The organism is Pseudarthrobacter sp. MDT1-56, from assembly GCF_059383555.1.
In genome coordinates, this window is sequence record NZ_JBWZCK010000002.1 from 92,932 (window position 1) to 115,034 (window position 22,103).

General features: G+C 66.5%; 14 protein-coding genes and 1 pseudogene. 9 read left to right on the forward strand and 6 right to left on the reverse strand.

Annotation, left to right across the window (positions count from 1 at the left end; all coding sequences use genetic code 11):
* Positions 1-72: 72 nt before the first annotated feature.
* The gene (polA, locus tag AC50YC_RS03695; RefSeq protein WP_494952484.1) at positions 73-2,712 is read left to right on the forward strand and encodes a DNA polymerase I; all 2,640 of its coding nucleotides are present in this window, start codon (positions 73-75) and stop codon (positions 2,710-2,712) included.
* A 146-nt stretch (positions 2,713-2,858) separates the two neighbouring features.
* On the opposite strand, the pseudogene AC50YC_RS03700 reads toward polA, so the two are convergent.
* Positions 2,859-4,318 (reverse strand): annotated as a pseudogene (locus tag AC50YC_RS03700) (APC family permease).
* Between the two features lie 248 nt (positions 4,319-4,566).
* Here AC50YC_RS03700 and AC50YC_RS03705 point away from each other — a divergent pair.
* The 3 genes from AC50YC_RS03705 (at position 4,567) to AC50YC_RS03715 (ending at position 8,808) form a co-directional block, all read left to right on the forward strand.
* Positions 4,567-5,865: a GNAT family N-acetyltransferase gene (locus AC50YC_RS03705; RefSeq protein WP_494952259.1), complete on the forward strand. Its 1,299-nt coding sequence runs from the start codon at positions 4,567-4,569 to the stop codon at positions 5,863-5,865.
* Positions 5,866-6,112: 247 nt separating this feature from the next.
* Positions 6,113-7,594 (forward strand): 30S ribosomal protein S1, encoded by a 1,482-nt coding sequence (rpsA, locus tag AC50YC_RS03710; RefSeq protein ID WP_494952260.1) that lies wholly within the window; start codon positions 6,113-6,115, stop codon positions 7,592-7,594.
* 584 nt (positions 7,595-8,178) lie between these two features.
* Entirely contained in the window at positions 8,179-8,808 is a 630-nt protein-coding gene (locus AC50YC_RS03715; protein ID WP_494952261.1) for a hypothetical protein, read from the forward strand.
* Between the two features lie 484 nt (positions 8,809-9,292).
* On the opposite strand, the gene AC50YC_RS03720 is transcribed toward AC50YC_RS03715, so the two are convergent.
* Complete coding sequence (locus AC50YC_RS03720) at positions 9,293-9,817, reverse strand: GNAT family N-acetyltransferase (RefSeq protein ID WP_494952262.1); 525 nt, start codon at positions 9,815-9,817, stop codon at positions 9,293-9,295.
* A complete protein-coding gene (locus AC50YC_RS03725) occupies positions 9,801-10,502 on the reverse strand; it encodes an IMPACT family protein (RefSeq protein ID WP_494952263.1) in 702 nt (233 codons plus the stop codon). Before AC50YC_RS03725 ends, AC50YC_RS03720 begins: the two co-directional genes overlap by 17 nt.
* A 22-nt stretch (positions 10,503-10,524) precedes the next feature.
* Here AC50YC_RS03725 and coaE point away from each other — a divergent pair, with 22 nt between their 5' ends.
* From coaE to AC50YC_RS03745, 4 genes are all read left to right on the forward strand, one after another.
* On the forward strand, positions 10,525-11,796 hold the full coding sequence (coaE, locus tag AC50YC_RS03730) for a dephospho-CoA kinase (protein WP_494952264.1): 1,272 nt from the start codon (positions 10,525-10,527) through the stop codon (positions 11,794-11,796).
* 40 nt (positions 11,797-11,836) lie between these two features.
* Complete coding sequence (uvrB, locus tag AC50YC_RS03735; protein ID WP_354170500.1) at positions 11,837-13,918, forward strand: excinuclease ABC subunit UvrB; 2,082 nt, start codon at positions 11,837-11,839, stop codon at positions 13,916-13,918.
* Positions 13,919-14,092: 174 nt separating this feature from the next.
* Positions 14,093-15,121, forward strand: coding sequence for a TerC family protein (locus AC50YC_RS03740; protein ID WP_494952265.1), 1,029 nt, complete (start codon positions 14,093-14,095; stop codon positions 15,119-15,121).
* Positions 15,122-15,148: 27 nt separating this feature from the next.
* The gene (locus tag AC50YC_RS03745) at positions 15,149-16,558 is read left to right on the forward strand and encodes an MFS transporter (RefSeq protein WP_494952266.1); all 1,410 of its coding nucleotides are present in this window, start codon (positions 15,149-15,151) and stop codon (positions 16,556-16,558) included.
* Positions 16,559-16,591: 33 nt separating this feature from the next.
* Here AC50YC_RS03745 and AC50YC_RS03750 read toward each other — a convergent pair whose 3' ends face one another.
* From AC50YC_RS03750 to AC50YC_RS03760, 3 genes are all read right to left on the reverse strand, one after another.
* A complete protein-coding gene (locus AC50YC_RS03750; RefSeq protein WP_494952485.1) occupies positions 16,592-17,866 on the reverse strand; it encodes an alpha/beta fold hydrolase in 1,275 nt (424 codons plus the stop codon).
* A 94-nt stretch (positions 17,867-17,960) separates the two neighbouring features.
* Positions 17,961-18,461 (reverse strand): GNAT family N-acetyltransferase, encoded by a 501-nt coding sequence (locus AC50YC_RS03755; RefSeq protein ID WP_494952267.1) that lies wholly within the window; start codon positions 18,459-18,461, stop codon positions 17,961-17,963.
* Between the two features lie 50 nt (positions 18,462-18,511).
* Positions 18,512-21,058: a DEAD/DEAH box helicase gene (locus AC50YC_RS03760; protein WP_494952268.1), complete on the reverse strand. Its 2,547-nt coding sequence runs from the start codon at positions 21,056-21,058 to the stop codon at positions 18,512-18,514.
* 112 nt (positions 21,059-21,170) lie between these two features.
* Between AC50YC_RS03760 and AC50YC_RS03765 the strand changes: the two genes are divergently transcribed.
* A complete protein-coding gene (locus AC50YC_RS03765; RefSeq protein ID WP_494952269.1) occupies positions 21,171-21,950 on the forward strand; it encodes a trans-aconitate 2-methyltransferase in 780 nt (259 codons plus the stop codon).
* Positions 21,951-22,103: the final 153 nt, after the last annotated feature.

Below are 22,103 nucleotides of genomic sequence, written 5' to 3' on the forward strand. Positions count from 1 at the left end.
GTCTCCGCCACTGAGGCGCCGGTGGTGCCCATCACCGACCAGCCCCGCCTGCTGGTCCTTGACGGCCACTCCATGGCGTTCCGGGCGTTCTTCGCCCTGCCTGCAGACAAGTTCTCCACCGCCACGGGGCAGCACACTAATGCCATCCACGGGTTCACATCCATGCTCATTAACCTGATCAAGGAGCAGAAGCCGACCCACGTCGCCGTGGCCTTTGACGTCTCGGACGACACCACCCACCGCAAGGCCGAATACAGCGACTACAAGGGCGGACGCAACGAAACCCCCCGGGAGATGAGCGGCCAGATTGATCTCATCGACAAAGTTATGGGCGCGTGGGGCATCAAGACCATCAAGATGCCCGGCTATGAAGCTGATGACATCCTGGCCACCCTCGCCGCAATGGGAGAAAAGGCAGGCTTCGAAGTACTGCTCGTGTCGGGCGACCGGGACGCCTTCCAGCTGATCACGGACAACGTTTTTGTGCTGTATCCCAGAAAAGGCGTCAGCGACATTCCCAGGATGGATGCAACGGCCATCCAGGAAAAGTACTTTGTCAGCCCCGCCCAGTATTCGGACCTCGCCGCCCTGGTGGGGGAGTCCGCAGACAACCTCCCCGGCGTTCCCGGCGTCGGCCCCAAGACGGCGGCCAAGTGGATCAACCAGTACGGCGGGCTGGAGGGGGTTCTGGACAACCTCGACGCGATCGGCGGAAAGGTGGGGGATTCCCTCCGCGAAAACGTGGAGGAGGTCAAGCGCAACCGGCGGCTCAACAGGCTCCATACGGACCTCGACCTCCCGGTGACGCTGGACGAGCTCGCGGAACCGCGGCCGGACCAGGCCGCCCTCGAGGAGCTGTTCGACGCTCTCGAATTCAAGACCATCCGGACCAGGCTCTTTGCCCTCTATGGCAGTGAGGTTTCTGAGGCGGAGCGGGAAAGCCTCGAAACCCCGGACTACGTGATCCCCGCGGACGCGGCCGAGCTGGCCGCTTTCCTCGAGTCCGGGGCAGGCAAGCGTTCAGCCGTCGCCGTCGACCTCGTGCCCGGCCGGATCGTTGAGGATGCCGCCGCCCTCGCCATCGTCCATGACAACGGGGCCGCGTACATCGACCTCGCCAGCCAGGACGCCGCTGCGGAGAACGTCCTGGCCGGCTGGCTCCGGGACGCCGGCGCGGCCAAGGTCATGCATGGCTACAAGGCGGCCCTCAAAGCCCTTTCCAGTCGGGGCCTCGGCCTGGAAGGCGTGGTGGACGACACCTCAATATCCGGGTACCTCATCCAGCCGGACCGCCGCAGCTACGAACTTGCCGAATTGGCCCAGCACCACCTCAACATCAGCATCTCGACCGAGGTGGCCAAAGCCGGCCAGCTGGAGCTGGCGTTCGACGGCGATGACGCCGCCGCTGCGGGCGAGCTGGTCCACGTGGCCGCCGTCGCCCAGGCGCTGAGCCGGTACTTCGAGACGGAACTTGCCGATCGAAAAGCCCAGGACCTGCTGACTACCCTTGAGCTGCCTGTCAGCCGCGTTCTCGCCGACATGGAGCTCGCGGGAATCGCCATCGATATGACGCGCATGGACGAGCAACTGGCGGACCTCGCCAAGGTGATCGACAATGCCCAGGAACTCGCCTTCGCCACGATTGGCCACGAGGTGAACCTCGGGTCACCCAAGCAGCTGCAGACCGTGCTCTTCGAGGAGTTGGGGCTGCCGAAGACCAAGAAGATCAAGTCCGGCTTCACCACCGACGCCGCGTCACTGAAAAACCTGCTGGAAAAGACCGGGCACGAATTCCTGGTCCAGCTGATGGCGCACCGCGAGTCCTCGAAGTTGCGCCAGATGCTGGAGTCCCTCAAGAAATCCGTCACCGACGACGGCCGGATCCACACCACTTACGCGCAGAATGTCGCAGCCACGGGCCGAATCTCCTCGAATAACCCGAACCTGCAGAACATCCCCATCCGCAGCGAGGAAGGCCGGCGCGTCCGCGGCATCTTCGTGGTCAGCGAAGGTTATGAGTGCCTGCTGTCCGCGGACTACTCGCAGATCGAGATGCGCATCATGGCCCACCTCTCGGGGGATGCCGGCCTGATCCAGGCCTACAAGGACGGCGAGGACCTGCACCGGTTCGTGGGCTCCAACATCTTCCATGTGCCCACCGACCAGGTGACCAGTGCGATGCGTTCGAAGGTCAAGGCCATGTCCTATGGCCTTGCCTACGGTCTGACTTCGTTCGGCCTCTCCAAGCAGCTCGAAATTTCCGTCGACGAGGCGCGGACCCTGATGAAGGAGTACTTCGACCGTTTCGGTGCCGTCCGCGACTACCTCCGCGGCGTGGTGGACCAGGCCAGGATCGACGGTTACACCGCCACCATCGAAGGGCGCCGCCGCTACCTCCCGGACCTCACGAGCACCGACCGCCAGCTGCGCGAGAATGCGGAGCGCATTGCGCTGAACTCGCCCATCCAGGGCTCAGCCGCGGACATCATCAAGCGGGCCATGCTCGGCGTCTCGGGCGCCCTGGCAGACCAAGGCCTGAAATCCCGGATGCTGCTGCAGGTCCACGATGAACTGGTCCTCGAAGTGGCCCACGGCGAGCGGGAAACCGTGGAGAAGCTCGTGACCGAACAGATGGGCTCGGCCGCCAGGCTGACCGTTCCGCTCGACGTCCAGATCGGCGTTGGCTCCAGCTGGTACGAGGCCGGGCACTAGCGTACAAAGGCCAGCTGTTCCTGATCGGGGGGAACGGCCCTGCATGCGCGAAGCCGCACGTGCGATGACGCGTGAGGTGGGACGGGAAACCGTCCCACCTCACGCTTGTCCGGGCGTCCGGTGCTCGCTTTCAGGCGAACTTTAGGTCAGCCGTTTCTGGTTGCGCCGTGCCGGCGCTGCTTGAGGCGTTCGAGCAGGTGGTGCTCAGCGTCTTCGCCAGGAGCAATTCCGGACGGAATACGGAAGAAAAGGACAAGCCCGAGCACCCACCAAAGCCCAAAGAGGATCCACGGCGGTGGGGTGAGGGCTGCTGGCATGCCGGGGAGGTAGAGGCTGAGCAGTCCCAGGCAAAGGACCACGGCGGCGACGCCAATAGCGATGCCGCCGTTGCCGTTGCCGCCGACGCAGAGTGGGCGGTCCATCTGGGGTTCGCGGCGGTGCAGGATCTCGAACACCACGGCCACGAGGATGTATGCGATGACAATGCTCGGTGCGCCGGAATCTACCAGCCAGCCAAGCATCGATACACCGAAGAACGGTGCAAGAAACGACAGCACACCGATGAACAGCAGCGCGTTGACGGGCGTGCGGTACTTCGGATGCAGCTTGGCGAACCATGCCGGCAACATTCCAGAGCGGGCCATGGAATACATCAGTCGTGAAGCGCCCAGAAGCAGTGAGTTCCACGAGGTCAGGATCCCGGCAATCCCCCCGGCAATCAGGATCTTTGCCATGATGTCGTTGCCGAACAGCGCACCCATGGCATCGGCCGTGGGGATGTCCGCCTGGGCGATTTCTCCGGCAGGCATTGCGGAGGACGCGGTCAGTACGGTCATGACGTACCAAACCGTGACGAGCAGGACGGCAACGACGACGAGCTTACCCAGCTGCCGTGCCGGGATGTTCACTTCTTCCGCAGACTGCGGGATGACGTCAAAGCCAACGAACAGAAACGGGACCACCACGAGTACCGCGAAGTAGCCATTGATGCCGCCCGTGAAGAAAGGCTCCATATTCGTAGCCGAGCCACCGACAAAGGAGCCGAAGACAAGCATGAGGCCGATGATCAGAAGGAAGACCACCACGAAAGTCTGAGCGACTCCGGCCAGCTTGACTCCAAGGATGTTGATTCCTGTGATCACAACCGCGGTAACAGCTCCCACCAGCGCCCAGGTCAGGTGCACCTGGTATCCGGCGACTTCCCAGAGCGGGACCTGGCTGAGGTCGGGGAAGGGTACTGCGCCGTTCGAGGCAGCGCCACAGCCTCGAAGGCAACGATCGTGATGTATCCGCCAGTGATTGCCCAGGACCCAATAAAGGACCACCGGGGACCCATGCCGCGGAGCAGGAAGTTGTGCTCGCCGCCCGCCTTGGGCATGGCCGCAGTCAGTTCGGCGTAGGTCAACCCCACCACCATCATGATGGCGCCGCCGGTCACCATGGCCGGGACCGCCCCCATGGTGCCGGCTGAAGCTATCCAGCCTCCGGTGAGGACCACCCGGCCGAAGCCGATCATTTCTCCGAATCCAAGTGCCAGGGCATCCCAGTTGCCCAGGACTTTGAGAAGGGAAGTGTCGGGCGTCTGTTCAGCCTGAGAAACGTTCATTTGTCCTCGCTAAGGTTGTTGGCTGTGGGCAGAAACGAGATGTAGCGTCAATCGCCGGTCCCCACCTGTGCCGTGCGCCGCGTCCGGCTCCAACCTGGAGCTATGTAGTTATTCGCACAATGTGCATCAGCCCTGAAGGCGATGGCTAGGTTTGAGCGGCACTATGTGTGGAGGTGTGTGAGCGTGGGAATCGGCCGCCGCGGGTGGGGGACTGGTGGCGGCGGCTGACCTTGGCTAGGCTCGAACGCGTGGCTGATCTGAGTGGGAACTACGAAATACGGCGTTTTGCCGCGGTGTCCAAGGGCAATGACAGTTATGCGGAGGCGGAATCCTGGGTCAAGGCGGTGGCCTTCGGGTTCCATGAGTCCACCAGGACGCCGGAGCACGTGGCAACATCATTGGCCACGTATGAGGCTGACCGGCGTGTTTTGACGGGCGCCTACCAGACCGGTGAGGTTGCCCCCGGGTCGCTCCCTGCGGAGGTGCCGGTGGCCACTTTTGGAACGTTGCGGAAATCCCTCAACATTGGCTTCGGCCGAATGCTGGACACCCAGATGGTGACTGCCGTGACAGTACGGACCTCCCACCGGCGCCGAGGCCTGCTTCGGCGGATGATGTCCGAGGACCTGCGGCTTGCCCGCGAGGACGGCCTGGCCATCGCCGCGCTGACGGCTTCCGAAGGCACAATCTATGGCCGGTTCGGCTACGGCGTGGCCAGCTTCGAGCGGACTGTGCAAGTCGATACCACGGCGCGGTTCAGCCTGGACCATCAGCCCGTCGGACGCGTGGAAATCGCCGATCCCAAGGTGCTGCTGGAGGTGGGACCGACTGTCTTCGAACGGGTTCACCGCCTTACTCCAGGATCCCTCGGCCGTCAGGAGTGGTACCGGCAGCTGGCCTCCGGTTCGCTCGGGCGGGACGGTAAAGAAGACCCTGCGGTCAAAGTGGCGCTGCACTATTCGCCGGACGGAGACGTGGATGGCTATGTCTCGTACAAGTTCCTCGGCTGGGACACCAAGCCTTACACAGTCGAGGTTGTGGACTTGGTAGCGGCCGGGAACGCCGCCTACCTGGAGCTTTGGCAGTTCCTCGGCGCCATGGACCTGGTGGAACGTGTCACCTGGGAGGAAGCACCGGTTGACGACCCCCTCACCTGGGCTTTGGCCGACCCCCGCTGCCTTGACTCCTCGGACGTCCGGGACATGCTGTGGCTCCGCATCCTGGACGTCCGCAAGGCCCTGGAAGCCCGGCACTATCAGGTGGACGGAAGGCTCGTCCTCGAGGTGCTCGATCCGCTGGGCCTGACGGCTGGAACGTTCACCCTGGATGCGTCGGGCGGCGAGGGCGCCGTCGTCCCTTTCGCGGGAGCAGAACCGGCAGACCTCACCCTGGACGTGTCCGCCCTCTCCTCGATTTTCCTCGGCGCGGTCTCCCCGGTGACTCTCGTGGCGGCTGGCCGGATCCGGGAGAACCGTGCCGGCGCCGCCCTTACGGCGCGGCAATTGTTCGCCGTGGAGCGCGCCACCCACTGCCTGACGCACTTCTAGGGGAGTATTTCCAGGGACCAGCCGGCCTGTCACCGTCACTGCCGGCACGGGGGTCGGGGCGGGTGCCGCCCGCTTTGACCGGCGTTGGCTGCGCCGACTAGACTAAACGGGCGTGTACTACGTGCGCGCATCTACAATCCACAAATCAGGATAACCCGGTGATATGCCGTGTTCTGTGCCCGTGTCGCCGACGCGGTTGCAGCGGTTTGCCTGACCGACTAACTATCCACAACGGAGCCCCTACTACATGACCATCACCTCCACCGAGAAGCCCGGTACACCCGTAGTCGCAATTAACGACATCGGTACCGCTGAGGACTTCCTCGCAGCAGTCGACGCCACCATCAAGTACTTCAACGACGGAGACCTTGTTGAAGGTACCGTCGTCAAGGTCGACCGCGACGAAGTCCTGCTCGACATCGGTTACAAGACCGAAGGTGTCATTCCCTCCCGCGAGCTGTCCATCAAGCACGATGTTGATCCCGGAGACGTCGTCTCCGTTGGCGATCTCGTCGAAGCCCTGGTGCTCACCAAGGAAGACAAAGAAGGCCGCCTGATCCTCTCCAAGAAGCGCGCTCAGTACGAGCGTGCCTGGGGCGACATCGAGAAGGTCAAGGAAGAAGACGGTGTCGTCACCGGTACCGTCATCGAGGTTGTCAAGGGTGGTCTTATCCTCGACATCGGTCTGCGCGGCTTCCTGCCCGCATCCCTCGTCGAGATGCGCCGTGTGCGCGACCTCGCTCCGTACATCGGTCAGAAGATCGAAGCCAAAATCATCGAGCTGGACAAGAACCGCAACAACGTTGTGCTGTCCCGCCGTGCCTGGCTCGAGCAGACCCAGTCCGAGGTTCGCTCCACGTTCCTCAACAAGCTGGAAAAGGGCCAGGTTCGTCCCGGCGTCGTTTCCTCCATCGTCAACTTCGGTGCCTTCGTGGACCTGGGCGGCGTAGACGGCCTGGTTCACGTTTCCGAGCTGTCCTGGAAGCACATCGACCACCCGTCCGAGGTTGTCGAAGTTGGCCAGGAAGTCACCGTCGAAGTTCTCGAGGTCGACCTGGACCGCGAGCGTGTTTCCCTGTCGCTCAAGGCTACGCAGGAAGATCCGTGGCAGACCTTCGCCCGCACCCACGCCCTCGGGCAGGTTGTGCCGGGTAAGGTCACCAAGCTGGTTCCGTTCGGCGCGTTCGTTCGCGTTGAAGACGGCATCGAAGGCCTGGTCCACATCTCCGAGCTCGCCGTGCGCCACGTTGAGCTGGCAGAGCAGGTTGTCTCCGTTGGTGACGAGCTGTTCGTCAAGGTCATCGACATCGACCTCGAACGCCGCCGCATCTCGCTGTCCCTCAAGCAGGCCAACGAGGGCGTCGACTCCGAGTCCACCGAATTCGATCCGGCTCTCTACGGCATGGCCGCTGAGTACGACGAAGAGGGCAACTACAAGTACCCGGAGGGCTTCGATCCGGAGTCCAACGAGTGGCTTGAAGGTTACGAGACGCAGCGCGCCGCCTGGGAGCAGCAGTACGCTGACGCCCAGACCCGCTGGGAAGCCCACAAGAAGCAGGTTGCCCAGCACGCTGCCGACGACGCTGCAGCTGCAACGTCCGGTGAGAGCGACTCCGGCACCACCAGCTACTCCTCCGAGCCGGCTGCAGCCGAGTCCAACACCGGTGGCGGCACGCTCGCTTCCGACGAGGCTCTTGCAGCACTGCGCGAGAAGCTGACCGGCAACTAGTTGCCTCTGGCCCTCGGGGAGTCCGCTCCCTGAGGCTTGGCAGTTGGTAGCTTGAAGTAGCACCGTGAAGGTGGCCGTCCCTGCGGGGGCGGCCACCTTTTTCGTGTGGGACATGCCCCGCGCGTGCTTTTCCCGGGGGGACATGCCCAGTGATGCCCGATTCGCCGAGGGGGGACATGCCCAGTGATGCCCGATTCGCCGAGGGGGGACATGCCCAGTCCTGGCCGCGGCCACTGGACATACGGGCGCTATGTCCAGTCGTGGGCACGTGCGCAGGGCATGTTCCGGCATCCAAGTCCGGATGCCCAGCAACATGCTCACTCTTCCCGCCTCAGCGTGGACAAAGTGACAGCAAGCACAGCAGCCCCGGATCCGTGGGTGGGGCATGCCCATGCTCCGGGAACTGGGCGCGACGGCGTGTGGTTGCGGGCCGCGCCGGGCAGGCTCCGGCAGGATGGCCTGATGGATCCAGTCAGTGCAGCCCGTGCCTATGTTGCGGAAAGACATCCGAATGCCGAGGCGGCCATCCTCGGCGGCAGTGCGCGGCCCACGCCCGCAGTACTCCCACCTCCGACCTGGACCTCGTGGTCCTTTATCCGGACGGCGCTGCAAACTATGCCGTAACCACGCGCCATGACGAATGGATTGTTGAAGAGTTTGTCCACACCCGGTCAAGCCTGGCGAGCTGGTACGCGCGCGAGCGTGCCGCCCGCTGCGCCGTCCTCGGCGATCTGTGCGCTCGGGGAGTCCTGATTATCGACCGCGGGCCGGGGGAAGCGTGGCAACGGGAGGCGCAGTTCTACATGGAGCGCGGACCCGAGCCGCTGACTGACCATGACCGCCGCCTGCGCCGTTACGAGCTGGGCAGTTCCCTCGACGACCTGCGGGGATCGACAGTTGCGGCTGAAATCTACGCCATCGCCTCTGAGGTCTTCGGACAGTCGGTGGAGCTTCTGCTCCTGCAGCACGGAAAGTGGTTGGGTAAAGGCAAATGTGCGATCCGCCGGCTGTGCCAGCTCCCGGATGATGAGTGTGCAGTCGCGCTACGGGACTGGGCTGCTTCCCCGGAGCGCAGCCCTGAGCGGCTCATGCAGGTCGCGGCCAAGGTACTGGAGGGGAGCGGCGGATACCTCATGGAAGGCTTCCTTCGCGGATCGCGTGCACGCCGTCCGCAGTTCTCCGCAATTCCGGCAAACGCGCGCCGCAATCCTTGACGTGGCCCGGGACCTCATCGGACCGCCAGCGTTGCTTCCCTCGGTGCGGGATCCCGGATGCAGTTCACCATAGAGATCGACGACGTCGACGCCCTATGCGCCGAACTCGCGAGCCGCGGCGTCGATCTCCTCAACGGACCTACGGACCGGCCCCGGGGATCCGAACGGCCAGTTTCCGCGATCCAGGCGGCCACATCCGGGACATTGCAAGCGTGCCCGGGCCGCCACCGCGGGACATGTCCAGTCAGTGGCCGGGCGGATGGGCGCAAGGGGTATATGTCCAGCGGCGGCGACCGCGTTGGGGCGTGTCCAGTCGGGGCGGTGGAACCGGGCGGGAGGACATGTCCAGTCGCCGGCCCCGCGGATGGGCACAATGGGTATATGTCCAGCGGCTGCGGCCAAGGTGGGGCATGTCCGGTGGGGGCTGCGTAGCCAGCGGGGGGCATGCCCAGTGGGGGGGCAGGCCGCGGGGCCCATATAGCCCCTAGCGCAGCGGGATTCTGGCCTTGACCGGAACCGTGGCGTCAACGGAGGCTTCGCCCTGCTCGAACTCCGCCCCGGCTGAGCGCAGGAGGACCAGCGCCGCTGCATTCCCCGCTGTCGTGTCCGCCTCGAGCACTGCAGCCCCGGACGCGGCGGCCCGGTCCATCACGAGCCGAAGGGCCTCCCGCGCGATGCCGTGGCCGCGGAAGCTGCGGCCCAGCCAGATTCCCGTTTCCAGCACGTCCGCTCCGGTCCACTTGAGCCGGATGGACCCTGCCAGCTCCCCGTCGGAGCTGATGGCCCAGCTCTTCTGCTGCGCGGGGCCGTCGAGGCCTGCGGCAGCGTGGTGGTATTCGCGGAACCAGCTGATCCGCTTCGAGTTCCAGCCGGAGGCGCTGCCCAGGGGAGGGGTCACCTCGTCCGCGTCGGCGTCCTGGATCGCCACGGTCAGGAGCTGCTCCAGGACCGGCTCGGAGACGTCGACGAGTCGGACAGCGGCAGGGGACGGCTCAGCCGAGGGGGACATCGATCCACTCCGTTTCTCCAGGCAGCAATTCGGCGGTTCCAGCAGACAGAGCCGCGACACGTTCCCCTGCCCGGGCCAGGCCCGCCGGATCATCCGGCAGGGCAAGCCTCAGAACAGTAGTCTGCGCCTCATAACTGGTTTCGGCCATCACGTAGCCCGCGGCGCGCAACTCGTTCTCCAGCCTGCCGGCCGCCGTGTGCGGGACCGTCACCGCGCAGATCCGCAGCCGGCGGCGCTGGGCCAGCGGCGCCCGGTCCAGGGCAGCGGACACAGATTCGGAATAGGCCCGGACCAGTCCGCCGGCACCCAGCAGGATCCCGCCGAAATAGCGGACCACGACGGCGGTAACATCGCTGAGGTCCGTCACGCCCGGCGCGGTTTCGCGTTTCAGCAGTGCATCGAGCATCGGGATGCCCGCGGTGCCGGACGGCTCGCCGTCGTCGTTGGAGCGCTGCACCGCCCGGTCGGGACCGAGCACGAACGCGGAGCAGTGGTGCCGTGCATCATGGAATTCCTTGCGCAACCCGGCGACGACGGCGCGGGCGCCCTCCTCATCCCCGGTGCGGTGCAGCACGGTGATGAATCGGGAGCGTTTCACTTCGATCTCGTGGCGGAACTCCGGCCCGGCGGCCAGCGTGGTGTAAACGGTGGCCCTGCTCTCCGGGAAATCCGCATCTTCAGCCACCGGATCAGTTTAGTCTGGTGGGGTGCTGAAAATCGGGTTGACGGGCGGCATCGCCTCAGGGAAGTCAGTGGCCGCCTCACGCCTGCGCGAACTCGGGGCCGTGGTGATCGACGCCGATGCCCTGGCCCGGGAGATCGTGGAACCCGGGACGCCGGGACTCGCCCGGGTCGTGGAGGCCTTCAGCAAGTCCATCCTGACACCCGACGGCGGCCTGGACCGGCCCAAACTCGGCGCCCTCGTCTTCGGCAACCCGGATCGCCTCGCCGTGCTTAACGGCATCATCCATCCCCTCGTCCGGGAACGCGCCGCCGCTCAGGCAGCCGCCGCTCCGAAGGGCGCCGTTGTGGTCCAGGACATCCCGCTGCTCGTCGAGACCGGGCAGGGCGCCAACTTCCACCTGGTGGTGGTGGTGGACGCCCCGGACGACGTCCGGGTGCAGCGCATGGTGCAGCACCGGCACATGACCGCAGCGGACGCCCGGGCCCGGATGGCCGCCCAGGCCGCCAGAGCCGACCGGCTGGCGGCGGCTGACGCCGTCCTTGATAACTCCGGCGCCAAGGAGGAACTGAGGGACGCGGTGGACCGGCTCTGGAAGTTCCGGCTGGCACCGTTCGCGTTGAACCTGAGCAGGCACCGCCTCGCGCCGCGGACCGGCGGACCCGTCCTGGCGCCCGCCGACCCGGCGTGGCCCGCGCAGGCAGCCCGGCTCATCGCGCGCCTGCAGCTGGCCGCCGCCGGGGACATCCTGACCCTGGACCACGTCGGTTCCACAGCCGTCCCCGGACTCCCCGCGAAGGACATCCTGGACTTGCAGCTCGGCGTCGAGGACATGGCCGCCGCGGAGCGGATCGGGCCGCTGCTCGCCGACGCCGGCTTCCCTGCCTGGCCCGGCATCGTCTCCGACAACCCCAAGCCCTCCCACCCGGACCCGTCGGACTGGCCGAAGCGGCTGCACGGCAACGCGGACCCCGGCCGGGCGGTGAACCTGCACGTCCGCGCCGTGGGGTCCCCGGGCTGGCGGTTTGCGCTCTGCTTCCGTGACTGGCTGCGCGACGACGCGTCCGCCCGGGCCGACTACCTCACAGAGAAGCGCAGGGTCGCCAAGCTGCACGGCGTGGACAAATCCACCGCGCGCTACGCGGCCGACAAGGAAGGCTGGTTCACCGAATACGCCGCCCCGCGGATGGAGGCGTGGGTGCAGCGCACCGGCTGGCAGCCGCCGTTGTCCCCGGCCCCCGAACCGGTGACCGGTCCGGAGCCGGGGGCGGGGCCGGAGCGTACCGCCCAAAGCTGAATCAGGACATCCTGTCGGAGCCCGGCGGTAGATTAGATACATGAGTCTTGCCCAGCAGATCAACCGTGTCGTGGCGCCCTTCGAGGTCATCAGCGAATTCCAGCCGGCGGGTGACCAGCCCGCCGCGATCGCGGAACTGACCGAGCGCATCAAGAACGGCGAGAAGGACGTGGTGCTGCTCGGTGCCACCGGTACTGGTAAAAGCGCGACGACGGCGTGGCTGATCGAGCAGGTCCAGCGGCCCACGCTCGTGATGGTGCAGAACAAGACCCTCGCCGCGCAGCTCGTCAACGAATTCCGCGAACTGCTGCCCAATAACGCCGTCGAGTACTTCGTCTCCTACTACGACTACTACCAGCCCGAGGCGTACGTGGCGCAGACGGACACCTTCATCGAGAAGGACTCGTCGGTCAATGAGGAAGTCGAACGGCTCCGGCACTCCGCCACCAACGCGCTGCTGACCCGCCGCGATGTGATTGTCGTGGCCACGGTGTCCTGCATCTACGGCCTGGGTACGCCGGAGGAATACATCGCCGGCATGGTGACGCTCCGCAAGGGTGCCGAGATGAACCGCGACGACCTGCTCCGCAAGTTCGTCTCCATGCAGTACGCCCGCAACGACATGGACTTCCACCGGGGCACCTTCCGGGTCCGCGGCGACACCGTGGAAATCATCCCGATGTACGAGGAGCTGGCGATCCGGGTCGAGTTCTTCGGCGACGAGATCGAGAACATCTACACCCTGCACCCGCTCACCGGGGAAATCATCCGGGATGAGACCGAAATGTACGTCTTCCCGGCGTCGCACTACGTGGCCGGACCTGAACGCATGGGCCGGGCGATCAAGCGGATCGAGGACGAACTGGCCGAGCGGCTCCAGGTCCTGGAGGGCCAGAACAAGCTCGTGGAAGCCCAGCGGCTCCGGATGCGCACCACCTATGACCTGGAAATGATGCAGCAGATGGGCTTCTGCAACGGCATTGAGAATTACTCCTCGCACATCGACGGCCGGGCCCGGGGTACTGCCCCGCACTGCCTCATCGACTACTTCCCGGACGACTTCCTGCTGGTGATCGATGAGTCCCATGTGACTGTCCCGCAGATCGGCGCGATGTACGAGGGCGACATGTCCCGCAAGCGGAACCTCGTGGACCATGGCTTCCGGCTGCCCTCCGCGATGGATAACCGGCCGCTGAAGTGGGATGAGTTCCAGGACCGCGTGGGCCAGACGGTGTACCTGTCCGCGACGCCCGGCAAGTACGAGCTCGGCAAGGCGGACGGCTACGTCCAGCAGATCATCCGGCCCACCGGCCTGATTGATCCGGAGGTGATCGTGAAGCCCACGAAGGGCCAGATCGATGACCTGCTCGGTGAAATCAAGACCCGCACCGCGAAGAACGAGCGCGTGCTGGTCACCACCCTGACGAAGCGGATGGCCGAGGACCTCACCGACTACCTGCTGGGCCACGGCGTGAAGGTAGAATACCTGCACTCCGACGTGGACACGCTCCGCCGGGTGGAGCTGCTCCGGGAGCTCCGGATGGGCGTCTTCGATGTGCTGGTCGGCATCAACCTGCTCCGGGAGGGCCTGGACCTGCCCGAGGTATCGCTGGTCAGCATCCTCGATGCGGACAAGGAAGGGTTCCTGCGCTCGTCCACGTCGCTGATCCAGACCATTGGCCGTGCCGCCCGCAACGTCTCCGGCCAGGTGCACATGTACGCGGACCGGATCACCGATTCCATGGCCCACGCCATCGACGAGACGAACCGCCGCCGCGCGATCCAGGTCGCGTACAACACGGAAAAGGGCATCGACCCGCAGCCGCTGCGGAAGAAGATCGCCGACATCACGGACCAGATCGCCAAGGAGGACGCCGACACCCGCGAACTCCTCGCCAACGCGGGCAAGGCCCGCGGCAAGGGCAAGGGCGCCTCGAAGATCCGCGCGGACGGCCTCGCGGCCGCACCGGCCGAGGATCTGGTGGGGCTGATCGAGCAGCTCACCGAACAGATGCACTCCGCAGCCGGGGAACTCCAGTTCGAGCTCGCCGCACGGCTCCGCGACGAGGTGGGGGAGCTGAAGAAGGAACTGCGCCAGATGCAGTCCGCGGGGCACGCCTAGGGTATTGTTGGGCGGACGTAGGGGAGTATCCCAAGCGCTACGATCGTCAACACGCACGGCACAGATGCCCTGCCGGGCGTAGCGGGCAGCCAAGCAGAACCGGTTTCGTAACGGACACTCAGGCCAGTCGGAGAGACTTACACCGCACCGTCACACCCTGCGAAAGGTATCTTCGTGCCCGAACTTCCCGTCTGGTTTGAGATCGGCTCCTTTGTCGTTCTCGGCATCATCCTGGCCATTGACCTGCTGTTGGTCCTCAAACGTCCGCACGAGCCCTCCATGAAGGAAGCCGGCCTGTGGGTGTCCTTCTACATCGCCCTCGCCCTGGTCTTCGCCGGTGCCATGTTCGCCTTCACCGGCCCGGAATACGGCGGGCAGTTCCTCGCCGGCTGGGTGACGGAATACAGCCTCAGCATCGACAACCTCTTTGTTTTCATCATCATCATGGCCCGCTTCTCGGTACCCCGTAAGTACCAGCAGGAAGTCCTGATGGTCGGCATCATCATCGCGCTGATCCTCCGTGGCATCTTCATCCTGCTCGGCGCCCTGGTGATCGAACAGTTCAGCTGGGTCTTCTACATCTTCGGCGCCTTCCTGCTGTGGACCGCATGGAAGCAGGCCCAGGACGACGGTGAGGACGAGGAGGACAAGGAAAACCCGCTCATCGCCCGGATCCGCAAGGTCCTGCCGATGTCGGAGAAGTTCGACGGCGGCAAGCTCCGCACGGTGGTCGACGGCAAGAAGGTCTTCACCCCGATGCTGATCGTCTTCGTCACCATCGGCCTGACCGACCTGCTCTTCGCGGTGGACTCCATCCCGGCCATCTTCGGCCTGACCCAGAGCGCGTTCATCGTTTTCACCGCCAACATCTTCGCCCTGATGGGCCTGCGGCAGCTGTACTTCCTGCTCGGCGGCCTGATGACCCGCCTGATCTACCTCAAGCACGCGCTCTCGGTGATCCTCGCGTTCATCGGCGTGAAGCTGATCCTGCACGCCATGCACGTCAACGAGCTGCCCTTCATCAACGGCGGCCAGCACATCGAATGGGCCCCCGAGATTCCGACCTTCGTCTCGCTCGGGGTGATCATCGGCACCATCGTCGTCGCCGTGATCGCCAGCCTGATCAGCTCCAAGGCCACGCAGTCGAAGATCGACGCCCGGCTCGAAGAGGACTCCCGCAAGAGCCTGACCGACGCCGAGTAGCCCTCACGGTTCGGCTAAGCTCGGACCGTGAAAATCTTCGACACTGCAGCAGTCAACAGTACGGCGCTGGACCCGCAACGGGTCCAGCGCCGTACTGTTTGGGTGCTGAGCACCGCGCAGCTCCTCAGCGGCGTGGGCAGCGGCGCCAGCCTGTCCGTCGGGTCCCTGCTGGCCGTCCAGCTCTCCGGCTCGAACGCCTGGGCCGGCTCGGTCACCACCACCATGACACTTGGAGCCGCGGCGGCCGCACTGCCTCTCGCCGGACTGGCCGGACGACGCGGGCGGCGGGCCTCCCTCGTCACGGGGCTGCTCGCCGCCATGGCCGGCGCCCTGCTGGTGATCGTGTCCACGGTGACCGGCAGCTTCCCGGTATTGCTGCTGGCCGCGGCCCTGCTGGGGCTCGGAACGGCCGCCAACCTGCAGGCCCGCTTCGCCGCCGTCGACCTCGCCGCACCGGAACACCGCGGCCGCTCCCTGGCGATCGTGGTGTGGGCCGTGACCATCGGCGCCGTCGCCGGGCCCAACCTGATCCGTCCCGGCGCCCTGGTAGGGGAGGCCCTCGGGCTGCCGGCGCTGGCCGGACCCTTCGTGTTCTCGACGGCGGGGCTGGCGCTGGCCGCGCTGTTGCTGGTCATCGGCCTGCGGCCGGACCCGCTCCTGCTGGCGGCCCGGCTCCGTGCCGGCGGACAGCCGGCCGCCGCCAGCGGCACGGCCAGCACGGCCAGCGGCTCCGCGAGAACCGCTGGCGGCACGGCCGGAGGCACCGCCGATGCCCGACGGCGGCACGGCCTCCGGCACGGCATGCGCGCCATCCGGGCCTCGCCGCGGGCTGGCCTGGCCCTCCTCGCCGTCATCGCTGCGCACGGCTGTATGGCAGCAGTGATGTCGATGACGCCCCTGCACCTGCAACTGCTGACCGAGGGCCCCCTCGCCTCCGTGCCGGCCGGCCACGCCCACGCCGCCAGCACCGACGTGCTGGTCCTGATCGGGTTCACCATCTCGCTGCACATTGCCGGGATGTACGCGCTCTCGCCGGTGATGGGCTGGCTGGCTGACAAGGCCGGACGGCTTCCCGTCATTCTGCTGGGCCACGGCCTGATCCTGCTCTCCGTCCTCGTGGCAGGCTTCGGCCAGGCCGCCCCGGTCCTGGTGACGGTGGGCCTGGTGCTGCTCGGGCTGGGCTGGTCCGCGGCCACGATCGCCGGTTCCACGCTGCTCGCCGAGAGCGTCGGCGCCGACGACCGTGTCCTCGTCCAGGGCGTCTCGGACACCATGATGGGGGTCGCCGGCGCGGTCGGGGCAGGGTTCTCCGGGCTGGTGATGAGCGGCGTCGGCTACCAGGGCCTCAACATGGCGGCAGCTGCCGTCGCCGCGGTGGTGTTCGCCGTGGCCCTCCGGGCTGCCGGCCAGGACCGCAGCGTGCAAGCGGCGGCGTAGGCACCGGCGGGACCGCCGGGTTCAGTCCCGGGTTCAGTCCCGGACGGACCGGGTCAGGCCTAGGAGCCGGGCGAAGATACCCTCGCCGTCGTCCGCGATGCCGTCGTGGTGGAAGTCCGCCGACTCCCAGACCTGCAGGCCCCGGACGGCCGCGGCCGTCTCGAGCGACAGGTCGCGGTCGACGTAGATGTCGTCGGTGTAGACGGCGGCCGCCACCGGGACGGTGTTGAGCGCGAGCCGTTCCGGATCGTAGAGCGGCGGCCAGTCGTCCTTTTCGGCGAGCCGGCCGGCGACATTCCGCAGCGGCCGGAGGGCGGGATCCTGCTCAAAGTACCAGGGATAGACCATCTCCCCGGTGAGCAACGGCTCGGCGGCCTCCGGCGAGAACTCCGGGAAATCCTGCAGCACCCGCCAAGCGGCCCAGTCCGTGGACTCGCCCTGGCCGTAGATGGATTCGTGCATCAGCGCGTACAAAGGGTTGGCGGAACGGGACACGATCCCGCGGACCTGGTCGAGGAACGCATCCGAGAGGCGCTCCCCGCCGGGCGTGCCGACGAAGGCGTCCTCCAGCAGGTGGTGCAGCGCATCAACCCGGGTGTTGCCGCCCAGGAAGGAACCCACCATCTGGAAGCGTTCCACGGTGAGCCGTTCGCCGTCGGGCAGGAATTCCTCCGTCTCCCGAAGGTGCCGGGCTATCCGGGTGACCGCTGCGCGGTCCTCGGGGTACCGTGCGAAGTACTCGGAGTTGCGGGCCGCCACCCGCTGGAAGGTGGCCCGGTAGACCCGGTTCGCGGGCCCTGAGAGGGGCGCGAGCCCGCCGGTGATGAGGGCTTCCCGCAGGCCCTCCGGGGCGAAGGAGAGATAGCTGAGGGCACAGAAGCCGCCGTAGCTCTGCCCGTAGATCGTCCACGGCACGGAGCCCAGCGCCCGCCGGATGGCCTCGGCGTCGGCGACGATCGAGTCCGCCCGGAAGTGCGCGAGGTAGTCCGCCTGGTCGGCGTCGTTCCCGCGCAGCGGCAGTGTGTTGCGGTCGACCGCGGAGGACAGGCCGGTGCCGCGCTGGTCCAGCATCAGGATCCGGAAGTCCATGGCGGCGGCCTTGCTCCAGCCGCCGAGCGCCGGGAGACGGTTACCGCGTCCGCCCGGGCCGCCCTGCAGGTACAGCAGCCACGGGAGCTGCGCGGCTGTCTCCTCGCTGTGGTCCGTGGAGACGTACTCGCGGGCAAAGACGGTGATGGTCTCGCCAGCCGGTGCGCCCCCGCTGAAGTGGTCCAGGGGCACTTCGAAGTAGTGCTCCGCCGTGCGCATCCCGCGGTATTCGTACCGCGCCTTGATGGTGTGGGGGACGGTCGGCGGCGCAGCCTCCAGCAGCTTGGCGGCCCCGGTCCCGGTCAGGGGCAGGTCAGCCACGGGCCTGGGCTTTGCGCGCAGTGCCAAAGGCTTCCAGCGCCTCGCCGGTCAGCCGGAAGGTGGACCATTCCTCCATCGGGTTGGCACCAAGCCTTTTGTAGAAATTGATGGAGGGCTCGTTCCAGTCCAGGACACTCCACTCGACGCGGGCATAGCCGCGGTCCACGGCGGTCGAGGCAAGATGCTGGAGGAGCGCCTTGCCATGGCCTTCACCGCGGGCCTCGGGGCGTACGTACAGGTCCTCGAGGTAAATGCCGTGGACGCCTTCCCACGTGGAGTAGTTCAGGAACCAGAGGGCGAAGCCCCGGACCTCGCCGGCCTCGTTCTCGGCCATGGCGGCGAACACCCGCGGGTGCTCGCCAAACAGGACCTCGGTCAGCATCTCCGGGGTGTTCCGGACGGCGTCCGGCTCCTTCTCGTAGATGGCCAGGTCGTGGATCATCTGCAGGATTTCGGGGACATCGTTCGCCGTCGCGGGCCGGATTACACTCATCCCTCGAGTTTACTAGGGCCCGCCCGGCGTTGGATCCGGATCGCGGACCGCTACAGCCGGTTCACGTCCGTCACGCGCACGACGGCGGTTCCGGCCTCGTCCGATGCCGCGAGGTCCACCTCCGCGGAGATGCCCCAGTCATGGTTGCCGGCCGGGTCCTCGAAGATCTGCCGGACCTTCCACCGGCCCGGCTCCTCCGTGATGATCAGCAGGCCCGGGCCGCGGGCGTCCGGGCCGGTGCCGATGTCGTCGTGTTCGTCGAAGTAGTCATCCAGCACGTCCTCCCACCGTTCGGCGTCCCAGCCGGAACCGGCATCAAGTTCGCCGAGGGCAGTGGCGGCCTCGTCCGCGAAGAGCTCCACCCGGCGGAACATCTCGTTGCGGACCATCACCCGGAAGGCGCGGACGTTGGAGGTCAGCGACGGCGGCGGGGGCGGGGGAGCGTCGTGCGGCGTCGGCGCCTTGCCGGAAGTCAGTTCCTCCCATTCGTCGAGCAGGCTGGAGTCGACCTGGCGGACCAGTTCGCCGAGCCACGCGATGAGGTCCTCAAGGTCTTCGCGGAGGGCGTCCTGCGGGACGGTCTGACGCAGCGCCTTGAACCCGTCGGCGAGGTAGCGCAGCACGATTCCCTCGGAGCGGGCCAGTCCGTAGAACTGGACGAACTCGCCGAAGTTCATCGCCCGTTCGTACATGTCCCGGACGATTGACTTGGGCGCAAGTTCGAAATCGCCGATCCACGGCGCGGCCCGGCGGTAGACGTCGAACGACTCGCCGAGGAGCTCCGCGAGCGGCTGCGGGTAGCTGACTTCGTCCAGCATGGCCATGCGCTGGTCGTAGTCGATGCCGTCGGCCTTCATCGCGGCGACCGCTTCCCCGCGCGCCTTCTTCAGCTGCGCGGACAGGATCTGCCGGGGCTTCTCGAGCGTGGACTCGATCACGGAGACAACGTCCAGGGCGTACGACGGCGACTCCGGATCCAGCAGTTCCAGCGCCGCGAGGGCGAAGGGGGACAGCGGCTGGTTCAGGGCGAAGTTGGCCTGAAGATGGACCGTCAGGCGGACGGTGCGCCCGTCCGCGCCCTGCTCCTGAAGCGGGATCCGCTCCACCACACCGGCGGCCAGGAGCTCCCGGTAGATGCCCAGGGCCTTCTTCATGAGCTGCAGCTGCGAAGAACGCGGCTCATGGTTTTCGGTCAGCAGGCGGCGGGCCGCCTTGAACGGATCGCCCGGCCGTTCCATCAGGTTCATCAGCATCGCGTGGGTCACGCTGAAGCTGGATGTCAGGGGATCCGGGGCCGACTCCACGAGGCGCTTGTAGGTCGGTTCGCCCCAGGACACAAAGCCCTCCGGCGGCTTCTTCTTGACCACCTGGCGGAGCTTCTTCTGGTCGTCGCCGAACTTCGCCGTGGCCTTGGCCATCGCCTTGACGTTCTCCGTGACATGTTCCGGGGCCTGCACGACGACGGTCCCGGCGGTGTCGTAGCCGGCCCGGCCGGCGCGGCCGGCGATCTGGTGGAACTCGCGGGAATTCAGCAGCCGGGTGCGGACGCCGTCGTACTTGCTCAGCGCCGTGAGCAGCACGGTGCGGATGGGGACGTTGATGCCCACCCCGAGGGTGTCGGTGCCGCAGATGACTTTGAGCAGCCCGGCCTGGGCGAGCTGCTCCACGAGCCGGCGGTACTTGGGCAGCATGCCGGCGTGGTGGACGCCGATGCCGTGCCGGACCAGCCGGTTGAGTGTCTTGCCGAAACCGGCGGCGAAGCGGAAGCCGGCGATCAGCTCGGCGATCTTGTCCTTCTCCTCGCGGGTGCAGACGTTGATGCTCATCAGGTTTTGGGCGCGGTCGATCGCCTCCACCTGACTGAAGTGCACCACGTACACGGGGACCTGCTTCGTGGCGAGGAGTTCCTCGAGCGTCTCGTGCACGGGCGTCTGCTCGTAGTAGTAGTGCAGCGGGATGGGCCGCTCCACCGAACTGACAGTCGTCGTCGGGCGGCCGGTCAGCTCGGTGATGCCGGCTTCGAAGCGACTCACGTCGCCGAGGGTGGCGGACATCAGCAGAAACTGCGCCTGGGGGAGTTCCAGCAGCGGTACCTGCCAGGCCCAGCCGCGCTGCGGGTCGGAGTAGAAGTGGAATTCGTCCATGATGACGGCGCCGAGCTCGGCGGCGGCGCCCTCACGGAGGGCGATATTGGCCAGGATTTCCGCTGTGCAGCAAATGATCGGGGCGTCCTGGTTGACGCCGGAATCGCCGGTGATCATTCCCACGTTCTCGGCGCCGAAGATCTCGCACAGGGCGAAGAACTTCTCCGAGACGAGGGCCTTGATCGGTGCGGTGTAGTAACTGCGCTGCCCGCGGGCCATGGCCTGGAAGTGCACCGCAATTGCGACGAGGGACTTCCCTGACCCGGTGGGGGTTGCCAGGATGACATTGGCGCCGGCGGCCAGCTCCATGACGGCCTCGTCCTGGGCGGTGTACAGGGCCAGCCCGCGGGTTTCCGTCCACTCGACAAAGCGGGTGTAGAGCTCGTCCGGGTCCAGGCCGGCCCGGCCTGGTACTCGGGCGGCCGGGGCGGGGAGTTGATCAACAAGTTTCATTGCTCACCAGCTTAGTGGCCGGTGCGATAGGGCCGCGCGCCCCCTAGGCTGCCGTTCCAGCCGGGGTTAGGCTTCGGACGTTGCGTTATTCGCCGGTGATCGGAGGAAAGCAGTGAAATGGGATCCCGCCAAGTACGTGCAGTTCGGGGACTACCGGGACAGGCCCTACTTTGACCTGACGGCCCGGGTCCATGCGGACGCTCCCCGTCACGTCGTCGACCTCGGCTGCGGTCCCGGGAACCTGACGGCCACCCTCGCCGAGCGCTGGCCCCACGCCAGGGTCACCGGCCTGGACTCCTCGGAGGAGATGCTGGCCCAGTCTGCCGGCTATGCGGAGCAGCTGCCCAACCTCTCCTTCGGCGAAGCGGATATCGCCGGCTGGATGCCCGCCGGTGACACCGACGTCGTCGTCACCAACGCCGCCCTGCAGTGGGTTCCGGGGCACCGGGACATGCTGGCCCGCTGGCTTGCAGCGCTCCGGCCCGGAGCCTGGTTCGCGCTGCAGGTGCCCGGCAATTTCGACTCGCCCTCCCACACGCTGATGCGGGGACTGGCGGAGTCCGCGGCGTGGGCGGGACGGCTCGCCGGGGTGCTCCGCCACGACGACGTCGTGGGCTTGCCGGACGACTACCTGGCCATCATGCTCGACGCCGGCTGCGATGCGGATGCGTGGGAGACCACGTACTTCCAGCTCCTCCCCGGCGCGAACCCCGTCCTGGAGTGGGTCCGCGGCACCGGACTCCGGCCCGTGCTCGCGGCCCTGTCCGCCGCGGACGCCCGGGATTTTGAAACCGAATACTCGGCGTTGCTGGCCGAGGCCTACCCGGCCGGCCCGCATGGCACCGTGTTCCCGTTCCGGCGGATCTTCGCCGTGGCCCGCAAGCGGGACTGATCCGCAGCCGGGGATTCCGGACCCGCGGACAGGCCGGAGAGCGTATGACAACGGAGCACCGTGTGAGAGTGCTTACAATGTCGAGGCAGCGTGGGGGCGGCTGGGTTGGTCGATCCCTATCCTTGCCCTGATGTAGCGATGGAGGTTCGGTGC